This window comes from Flavimaricola marinus (assembly GCF_900184895.1).
Taxonomy (GTDB): domain Bacteria; phylum Pseudomonadota; class Alphaproteobacteria; order Rhodobacterales; family Rhodobacteraceae; genus Flavimaricola; species Flavimaricola marinus.
On record NZ_FXZK01000030.1, the window covers coordinates 1 to 9088 of the forward strand.

Here is a 9088-nt window from a genome sequence, read left to right on the forward strand (position 1 = left end):
GCGGCATGGCGCGACGACTACAACCATCACCGCCCGCACTCGAGCCTCGACGGTCTCTCCCCGCGGGAGTATCACCAACGGTCAAGAGAAGGACCAAACCCCGAACAGAGCTAACTTATAGGCGAGGTCTCCAAGGGGAGCTGGTCACGCCCAGAAACATTCGTCTCGATAGACCACAAGCCAACCATGCCGTGACATCCAATCCAGACTACTTGGTGGAGGCAGACTACGTTAGTGTCCGATTTTTCTGAATTAGCTCACAGAAATTCGATCAAATTTTGTTTCAATGGGATGCGCTCAGCGGTCAGGGTGAAACGCAAACGAAAAAGATGTGACCTGATCTATGCCGCAAGTGACCTGTTGAACATGCACGTGATGTAGATCTACTTCCGAACTGACGACAGCTATGACAAACCATAAATCGGTCAAGGCTAGAGAAGTCAAGATCAAATGCGCCGCGCAGGTGACACCTTTGGTGAACCGGCATTGGCGGAGCTTAATCTGAAGCGCGCCAGGTTTGCCGGAGGCTCCAACTCTTGAGTAGGATGGAGCACCATGAGCAAGACAACGAACAAGTATTCTACAGAATTGCGCGAGCGTGCCGCTCGCATGGTTATAAAGGGCGCTATTCTATATTTTGATATCCATTTCGAGCCTGCAATGCTGTTGGTCAGCCAGATTGGCTCGTCAACCGGCGAGGATCGGCACAGCACGCTTGGGGTGGATGCAAGTCGGATCGAACGCTGGCGCGAAGGCGGCTTGAGCAAGGCGGAGCAAGCATTGTGTGAAAAAGTGGCGAAGTCAGAAATGGCCGTTTGGGGATATGAACCTTCGGGCCAAAGAAACTCGGTTTTGAGACACAGCCTATTCATGCTGGGATTCGCTCTGAAGACGGGCCTCGCCGTTCTTCTGAACGCGCGACGCAGCAAGAACATGCTTCAATCTATCAGGCGGCGTCTGTCATGAACTGTTCCCACGGCGCTTCAACCCAAACCATGCACCTGCTTGGCTATGGGGACCCCACCGCATGAGCCGCCCGCATCGCATCGCGATCATCGGCACCGTCGGCGTGCCCGCCAACTACGGTGGCTTCGAGACGCTGGTCGAAAACCTCGCGCAGTTCCACCATGACTCGAAGGCTCCCGAAAAGGTGACGGTCTACTGCTCGGCAAAGGCATACGACACAGGGCCCGACCGCTACCTCGACATGGATCTGCGCTACGTCCCGCTCAACGCCAACGGGGCGCAGTCGATCCCCTATGACATGTGGTCGATGCTCTCGGCCGTGCTCAAAGGCACCGACACGATCCTGATCCTCGGGGTCTCCGGCACGGTGATCCTGCCGCTGATCCGGCTGATCAGCCGCGCCCGGATCATCACCAATATCGACGGGATCGAATGGAAGCGGGACAAGTGGGGCGGCTTCCAGCGCAAGTTCCTCAAGACCAGTGAGGCGATCGCGGTCAAGCTCTCGCACCGGGTGATTGCCGACAACGGGGCCATCGCGGACTATGTTCGCGCCGAATACGGCACCGATTGCGCCGTCATCGCCTATGGCGGCGATCACGCGGTGCAGGCCGAGGCCGCGCCCCTGACCGAGATCGTCCCACCCGCCCGATACGCCTTCAACGTCTGCCGGATCGAGCCGGAGAACAACGTGCACATGATGCTCGAGGCGTTTGCGGACAATGCCGATTTCCCGCTCGTCTGCGTCGGCAACTGGGACCGCAGCGCCTACGGCGCCGACCTCAAGGCCCGCTACAAGGACGCGCCCGGCCTGCGCATCCTCGATCCGATCTACGACACCGGCAAGCTCAAGACCCTGCGGGCCGGCTCCTCGGCCTATATCCACGGGCACTCCGCAGGCGGGACGAACCCGTCACTGGTCGAGATGATGCACTTCGGCGTGCCGGTCTTTGCCTATGACTGCATGTTCAACCGGCACTCTACCGACGACAAGGCGCTGTTCTTCAGCGACGCCGCCGACCTGCGGGCAAAGCTGGCGAATACCGATCCCGGCACTCTCGCCGCCAACGGGGCCGCGATGAAAGCGCTTGCGCAAGAGCGTTATACATGGGCCGCCATAGGAGAGGCCTATTTCGACCTTATCCGCACCACAGCGCGCGCATAAGATCGCCGACGACAGAATAGAAGAGGTTCGAGTAAATGATACAACGCAAAGGCATCATTCTGGCTGGCGGATCCGGCACCCGGCTCTATCCGATCACCATGGGTGTGTCGAAACAGCTGCTGCCGATCTACGACAAGCCGATGATCTACTATCCGCTGTCGGTTCTGATGCTGACGGGAATTCGCGAGATCTGCGTGATCACCACCCCGCAGGATCAGGAGCAGTTCCAACGCACCCTCGGTGACGGCAGCCAATGGGGGCTGTCGCTCACCTACGTGACGCAGGACAGCCCAGACGGGCTGGCACAGGCCTATCTGCTGGCCGAAGACTTCCTCAACGGCGCGCCGTCCGCGATGGTTCTGGGCGACAACATCTTCTTCGGGCACGGACTGCCGGGCATCCTGCGGGCGGCGGATGCACAGCCGTCGGGCGGTTCGGTCTTCGGCTATCAGGTCGCCGATCCCGAACGCTACGGCGTGGTCGATTTCGCCCCGGACGGGACCGTGCGGACGATCATCGAAAAGCCCGAGGTGCCGCCATCGAACTTTGCGGTCACCGGGCTCTATTTTCTCGACGGCGACGCGCCCAAGCGGGCCAAAGAGGTCAAGCCCTCCGCCCGTGGTGAGCTTGAGATCACTTCCCTGCTGGAGCTTTACCTCGCCGACGGTGCGCTGAACGTGCAGCAGATGGGGCGCGGCTACGCATGGCTCGACACGGGCACCCACGGGTCGTTGCTCGACGCCGGCAATTTCGTGCGAACGCTCTCGGAACGGCAGGGCCAGCAGGTCGGCTGCCCCGAGGAAATCGCCTTTGAGCAGAAATGGATCAGCCGCGACGATCTGGTCAGCCGCGCCGACCTGTTCCGCAAGACCGCCTACGGCGCCTACCTCTACCGGCTCGCAGGGATAAAGCAGTAGGCCCCACCCGCTCCGGCCCAGCCTGATACCTCGCCCACGGACGTCGCCTCACTCCGGCGGCACCTTCATCTTGGCGGAAAAACTCCCCCCGGAGGGCCGCTCCCCACTCGGCACCCCCGCCGGGACGGCGCGCGCCCTCACCGTTTTCCTTGCTTTGCAGCGCAGGCCGCGCCACGCTGGTCGAACCTGAACGGAGCGCTTGTGGAGGAGGCACTGATGGGCTGGATGGCTGACGAAACCGGGCTGGACAAATGCGCCGCCAACTATGTCCCCCTGACGCCGCTGTCGCATCTCGAACGGGCCAAGGAGGTCTTCCCCCACCGTGAGGCGCTGGTCTACGGGGCGCAGCGTTGGACCTATGCCCAGTATCACGGCCGGGTCTCGCAACTGGCCTCCGCGCTGGCCGGAGCCGGGGTGGTGCCGGGCGACGTGGTCGCCACCCTGCTGCCCAACGTGCCCGCCCAGGTCGAAGCGCATTTCGGGGTGCCGGCCTGCGGCGCGGTGCTCAACACGATCAACACCCGGCTCGACGTGGACACCGTCGCCTACATCCTCGAACACGGGCAGGCCAAGGTCCTGCTCGCCGACAGCCAGTTCCTGCCATTGGCGATGGAGGCCATCAGTCAGATGAGCGGGCCGCACCCGCTGGTGATCGAAGTGCCGGACAGCGAGGCCGGGGTGAAAGGGATCGGCGAGCAAACCGACTACGAGAGCTTTCTGACCACAGGAGACGCCAACTTCAAATGGCTGATGCCGCAGGACGAATGGGAAAGCCTGTCGCTGAACTATACTTCCGGCACGACCGGGCGGCCCAAGGGCGTCGTGTGCCATCATCGGGGGGCCTATCTGATGACGATGGGCACGCCGATCAGCTGGGGGCTGACGATGCACCCGCGCTATCTGACGATCGTGCCGCTGTTTCACTGCAACGGCTGGAACCACGCCTGGATGATGCCGGTGCTCGGCGGCACGGTGATCTGCTGCCGGGATATCTCGGCGGCGGCGATCTACAATGCCATTTCGGACGAAGGGGTCACGCATTTCGGCGGTGCGCCCATCGTGCTCAACCTGCTGGTCAATGCCAAGGAGGCGGACAAGCGGCCCTTCGATCACACGGTCGAGGTGTTCACCGCAGGCGCCCCGCCCTCGGCCGCAACCTTGGCCGCGATCAGCAAGCTGGGCTTTCATGTCAAGCAGGTCTACGGGCTGACCGAAACCTACGGACACGTGACGGAGTGCCTGTGGAACGACGAATGGGACGCCCTGCCCGCTGCCGATCAGGCGGCGATACAGGCGCGTCAGGGGGTGATTTTCCCGATGATGGAGGCACTGGGCGTCGTCGACGATCACCTCGCCCCCGTCCCCTGCGACGGGGCGACGCAAGGCGAGATCGTCTTGCGCGGCAATTCGGTCATGAAGGGCTACCTGAAGAACCCGGAGGCCACCGCAAAGGCCTTTGCGGGCGGCTGGTTCCATACCGAGGATATCGCGCTGCATCATCCCGACGGTCACGTGCAGATCTCCGACCGAGCCAAAGACATCATCATCTCGGGCGGTGAAAACGTCAGCTCCGTAGAGGTCGAGGGCGCGTTGATGCACCACGCGGCGGTCAACCTCTGCGCCGTGGTGGCGATGCCCGATGACAAATGGGGCGAAGTGCCCTGCGCATTCGTCGAACTCAAAGAGGGTCACGAGGCGACGGCCGAAGACCTCATCGCCTTCGCCCGCAGCCGGCTCGCGGGGTTCAAGACGCCGAAGCGGCTGTTCTTTGAGGAACTGCCCAAGACATCGACAGGCAAGATCCAGAAATTCGAATTGCGCGCGCGGGCGCGCGAGATGGCGCGGGCGGCGGGCCAGTCCGCGCCTTAAGCGCCCGACATAGAGGCGGGCTCAGAGCGGCGCGAAAAGGTCGATCAGGTAGCCGTCCGGATCGGCGACCGTCGCATAGCGCTGGCCCCAGAACGCATCCCAAGGCGGCGTGGGCAGGTCAAAACCGGCCTCGGCAATCGCGGCGGCCACCCTGTCGACCTCGGCGGGATCGGCGCAAAGCATTCCAAAGGCAGAGCCGTTCGACGGGCGCGGCGGCTCTCCGATCAACTTGGTCGCCAGCTCCGCGCTGTCGATCATCAGTCGAACCGCACCCGGTTCGGTGATTGCCTCTAGGTGCATGTCCTCCGGTCCGATGTCGGGAAAGCGGAAACCGAGCAGCTCGTAGAATTGTACCGTCCGGTGCATGTCGGTGCTCGTCACGCCGACGCAATCAAGGATCAGGCTTGGCATATCGTCCTCCTATCGGGAGCGTTTCACGCGCGGCACATTCGATCGGGCCAGCGGATAGCGGGTTTCCGGATGCGGCGGATGGCCATCCGTCCGGGACCAGAACTGCGTCGCGCCCCGGCGCAGCCAGACCGGCAGGGCAAAGATCACCCCGATTACAAAGCCGCCCGCATGGGCCCAATAGGCGACGCCGCCGGCCATCGCGTCCGATCCGATGCTGTTGAACAGTTGCAGGCCGAACCACAGCCCCAGCATGATCCACGCCGGAACGGGGATAACCCGAAAGAACACGATCAGAATGATCAGGATATCGACCTTGGCCTTGGGGAACAGCAGCAGATAGCCGCCCATCACGCCGGCAATCGCCCCCGACGCTCCGATGGTCGGGATCGGAGACCACGGCCCAGCCGCCCACTGCGCCATCGACGCAGCCACGCCGCAAGCCAGATAGAACAGGGTAAAGCCCCCGTGCCCCATCTCGTCTTCGAGGTTGTCGCCAAAGATCCACAGGAACAGCATGTTCCCGGCCAGATGCATGAACCCGCCATGTAGAAAGATCGAAGAGACCAGCGACAAGTAATTCTCACCCGCCGTGATCCGCGCCGGGATCATGGCACAGCAATAGTAGAGGTCATAAAGTTGCCGGTCCGTCGTCACGGCGACGACTGTCCAAAGATAGATCGCCACGTTCAATGCGATGAGCGCATATGTAACATAGGGCGTATGACGGGACGGGTTGTGATCGCGAATAGGGAACATCCCGCGACCCTGCGCAAAGCGTCTGACCGGGTCAAGCCTGATATATCCCGTTCACCTGCCCTACCGATCCGTAGCATCGGCGTGCGCCGCATTAACCATTTCGGCCCGCCAAAGAGCACCGCAAATGACACCGCCGGGATACCGACGTCATACCGACGCGATACCATCGCCGGAATTTGCACCGAATGGTCGGGTTAACCTTGGTTGGCAAACGCTGAATCCCCGGCGCGCCAACCCGGTCGCGTGCGCCACAAACGGCCCACGGCGCCGGCGACTAGAGGTCCGCCATACAGGCAATATCGCAGTTTTCCATCGCGGCGATGGGCATCCGAACAGCGCGAAGGCCCCTGTTGAACGATCTATGAAAACGCGGCGTTCTGGTCTATTCTACCACCAAGTCCCGGAAATTCGGGCCAAACGAACCGTAGAAGCGGCACGAGATGACCAAACGCACTTCCGAACTCGATAGCTTTGACCAGAAGATACTTGACGTTCTGGCGGTTGATGGACGGATCAGCGTCACGGCACTGGCCAGCAAGATCGGCCTGTCCAAATCACCGGTGCAGGCGCGTCTCAAGCGGCTCGAGGACAACGGCGTCATCCGCGGCTACCGCGCCCTGTTCGACCCGATCCGGCTCGGCCGCAACCACATCGCGTTCGTCGAAGTCAAACTCGACGACACCCGCGAAACCGCCCTCAACGCCTTCAACACCGCCATCCTCCGCGTCGGCGAAGTCGAGCAATGCCACATGATCGCCGGCGCGTTCGACTACCTTCTCAAGGTCAGAACGACCGATATGGCGGCCTATCGCGCTGTTCTGGCAGAAAAGATTTCGACTCTGCCCCATGTCTCCAATACGTCCACATATGTCGCGATGCAGACGATCAAGGAAGACGGCATGCTGGCTACACCGGTCCGTCCTTGACGCGCCGCCAATTCACCCCATCCTTTTCGCCATGAAAACATGGCTCACATTCGCACTCTGCCTGATCGCAACGCCTGTTCTGGCTCAGGACAGCTGCCCAGCCGTTCCGGACAGAGATGCCGAAAAAGCGCAAATTTACCGTGACTTGAGGATATCGCGCGACGCAACCGATGCGCGTCTCCTGTCAGACGAGCTCTGGCGGATATGGCTTGTCGCGCCGGACGCCCGTGCGCAAGATCTGCTGGATGACGCCATGCGCCTGCGCAGAGAGGCCAATTTCGAGGGGTCCATCGAATTGCTGGATGAGTTGGTCGAGTACTGCCCCCACTATGCCGAGGGCTACAACCAACGCGCCTTCTCAAACTTCTTGCGCCGTGAGTTCGGCGCGGCGTTGCTCGACCTGAACGCGGCCCTCGACATAGACCCACTGCACCTCGGCGCCTTGACGGGAAAGGCTCTGAGCCAGATGGGCTTGGGCCAGGACGAAGCGGCGCAGCAATCCCTGCGCAAGGCGCTGCGGCTCAATCCGTGGCTCGCGGAGCGCAGCTTGCTGACCGGACCGCCGGAGCAGGAACTGTAGCCGCCTTCTGCCCTACGCGATAGTATCCGACCGTTCACCCGGCACCCTCAACGGCTGCCCATTTCCCACTGATCGTCAAATCGGCTTTCGACTGGGAAGCGGATTGTTTCTCGCAATCGATCACAATATGGAAGAAGGCAGGTTCGAGCAAAGCCTCGTTGGCCTTTGCGGGCGTGATGGAATGGTAGACATACCAGACTTAAAATCTGTTGGGGCGTAGCCCCGTGTGGGTTCGAGTCCCACCGCCCGCACCAAATTTCAGAACTAGAATATTGATTTGAAAATTTTCTTTTTTGCGTCAGGACCCATTGGATTTCGCTTGGCAGTGTGATTGAGCGTTCGAAAAACGAGCGGTGACATCTCTGATCTCTTCTGGCTGAACGATGCGCGGATGGTCCGTTTGGAGCCCTAATTACAAAATTCCATGGCGAGCCTCGCGCAGATGGTGGTCGGGTTCCAAATGCGATTGTCTTCACCAATTGCGATGGCTTGCGGTGGCGGGATGCCCTCAGGGAATACGACTCGCACAAGGCAAGCTACAACCACGGGACGCGTTGGAGGTGAGCGGCAATCGCCACTGGATCGAGTGCATCCACGAACAGGGCATCTTCGCTCAGATGATGTCCGACATGGCGGCGGATCACGCCGAGAAGCAAACGGTCTTGGTCGACGCGACCTACCTGAAGGTAAATCGTGCGGCGTCCAGTTTGACCGTCAAAAGGAAGGCGTGAGCGCTTGATTGGCCGCACCAAGAACGGCCCGACCATGAGACTGCACGCCATCGGTGACAGTTGAGCCTTGTCGCGCCATTGGTCCGAGCGACAATGGCGAATGTCGCCCACTCAGCTCCTTCGTCACCGCCAGACGGGTCAGCGACGACATCGGCGCGACGGCCAAGTTGAGCAGCCGGCAAAGGGTCGACTAGCGGCTCGGGGATCGCGGCTACGATTCAAATCGGTTCCGAGGTGCGTTAAAGGACAAAGTGATGCGCCCCGATCAGGGCAGATTTGATCCACTGGATCAAATATGACTGCCCCTCAACCCCGGACGAAGGCAGCAAAGGACGCCCGTCAAATACAACAAGCGGCGCAACCGCATTGAGATCCGGTTCGCTAGGTTGAGGGACCGGCGGCACGTGGCAACCCGGTACGACAGGTGCCCGAAAGCCTTCCTCTCGACCATCGCACTCGCGGCAACCGCCATCTATTGGCTATGATTCCTGACCCTAAGCTAAGTTTTAGCGCTTTCGGCTTTCGCTTCACAAGCTAAGAGGATGAAATTCGGTTTCTTGAGCCTTCATTGAGTTTGAAATTGTATGGGGCCAAGTATATCGTGAGACCATGTCGAGAGCGTTTCTGTAGGCCTTGGGGAGGTAGCGTCCGTCAAGGTGGTTTAAATTGTGAGATGGCCTGAGGGCATGATCAGGCGGTTTTTTTTGGCAATGCTGAGAATTGGGTCGATCTCCTCCGTGTCGATCTGGGCGAAAGCCTCGACCATC

Annotated in this window: 8 protein-coding genes, 1 tRNA gene and 2 pseudogenes; 9 read left to right on the forward strand and 2 right to left on the reverse strand. The window is 60.8% G+C overall.

The window, feature by feature from the left end; genetic code table 11:
* The 5 genes and pseudogenes from LOM8899_RS22605 to LOM8899_RS22625 form a co-directional block, all read left to right on the forward strand.
* Positions 1 to 121 (forward strand): annotated as a pseudogene (locus tag LOM8899_RS22605) (integrase core domain-containing protein); the annotation flags it as partial.
* A gap of 434 nt (positions 122 to 555) precedes the next feature.
* Entirely contained in the window at positions 556 to 966 is a 411-nt protein-coding gene (locus LOM8899_RS22610; protein ID WP_133065102.1) for a hypothetical protein, read from the forward strand.
* Between the two features lie 61 nt (positions 967 to 1027).
* Positions 1028 to 2131 carry a DUF1972 domain-containing protein gene (locus tag LOM8899_RS22615; protein ID WP_093994489.1) on the forward strand — a complete coding sequence of 368 codons (1104 nt, stop codon included), beginning with the start codon at positions 1028 to 1030 and terminating at the stop codon, positions 2129 to 2131.
* A 35-nt stretch (positions 2132 to 2166) separates the two neighbouring features.
* Positions 2167 to 3048 carry a glucose-1-phosphate thymidylyltransferase RfbA gene (gene rfbA / locus LOM8899_RS22620; protein ID WP_093994490.1) on the forward strand — a complete coding sequence of 294 codons (882 nt, stop codon included), beginning with the start codon at positions 2167 to 2169 and terminating at the stop codon, positions 3046 to 3048.
* 216 nt (positions 3049 to 3264) lie between these two features.
* Positions 3265 to 4917: an AMP-binding protein gene (locus LOM8899_RS22625; RefSeq protein WP_093994495.1), complete on the forward strand. Its 1653-nt coding sequence runs from the start codon at positions 3265 to 3267 to the stop codon at positions 4915 to 4917.
* A 21-nt stretch (positions 4918 to 4938) separates the two neighbouring features.
* Here LOM8899_RS22625 and LOM8899_RS22630 read toward each other — a convergent pair whose 3' ends face one another.
* A complete protein-coding gene (locus tag LOM8899_RS22630; protein WP_093994491.1) occupies positions 4939 to 5328 on the reverse strand; it encodes a VOC family protein in 390 nt (129 codons plus the stop codon).
* A 9-nt stretch (positions 5329 to 5337) separates the two neighbouring features.
* Entirely contained in the window at positions 5338 to 6084 is a 747-nt protein-coding gene (locus tag LOM8899_RS22635; protein WP_093994492.1) for a rhomboid family intramembrane serine protease, read from the reverse strand.
* A 440-nt stretch (positions 6085 to 6524) separates the two neighbouring features.
* Between LOM8899_RS22635 and LOM8899_RS22640 the strand changes: the two genes are divergently transcribed.
* From LOM8899_RS22640 to LOM8899_RS22655, 4 genes and pseudogenes are all read left to right on the forward strand, one after another.
* Positions 6525 to 7010: an Lrp/AsnC family transcriptional regulator gene (locus tag LOM8899_RS22640; RefSeq protein WP_093994493.1), complete on the forward strand. Its 486-nt coding sequence runs from the start codon at positions 6525 to 6527 to the stop codon at positions 7008 to 7010.
* Positions 7011 to 7041: 31 nt separating this feature from the next.
* The gene (locus LOM8899_RS22645; RefSeq protein ID WP_093994494.1) at positions 7042 to 7590 is read left to right on the forward strand and encodes a tetratricopeptide repeat protein; all 549 of its coding nucleotides are present in this window, start codon (positions 7042 to 7044) and stop codon (positions 7588 to 7590) included.
* A gap of 167 nt (positions 7591 to 7757) precedes the next feature.
* A tRNA-Leu gene (locus LOM8899_RS22650) sits at positions 7758 to 7844 on the forward strand.
* Positions 7845 to 7981: 137 nt separating this feature from the next.
* Positions 7982 to 8806 (forward strand): annotated as a pseudogene (locus tag LOM8899_RS22655) (transposase).
* Positions 8807 to 9088: the final 282 nt, after the last annotated feature.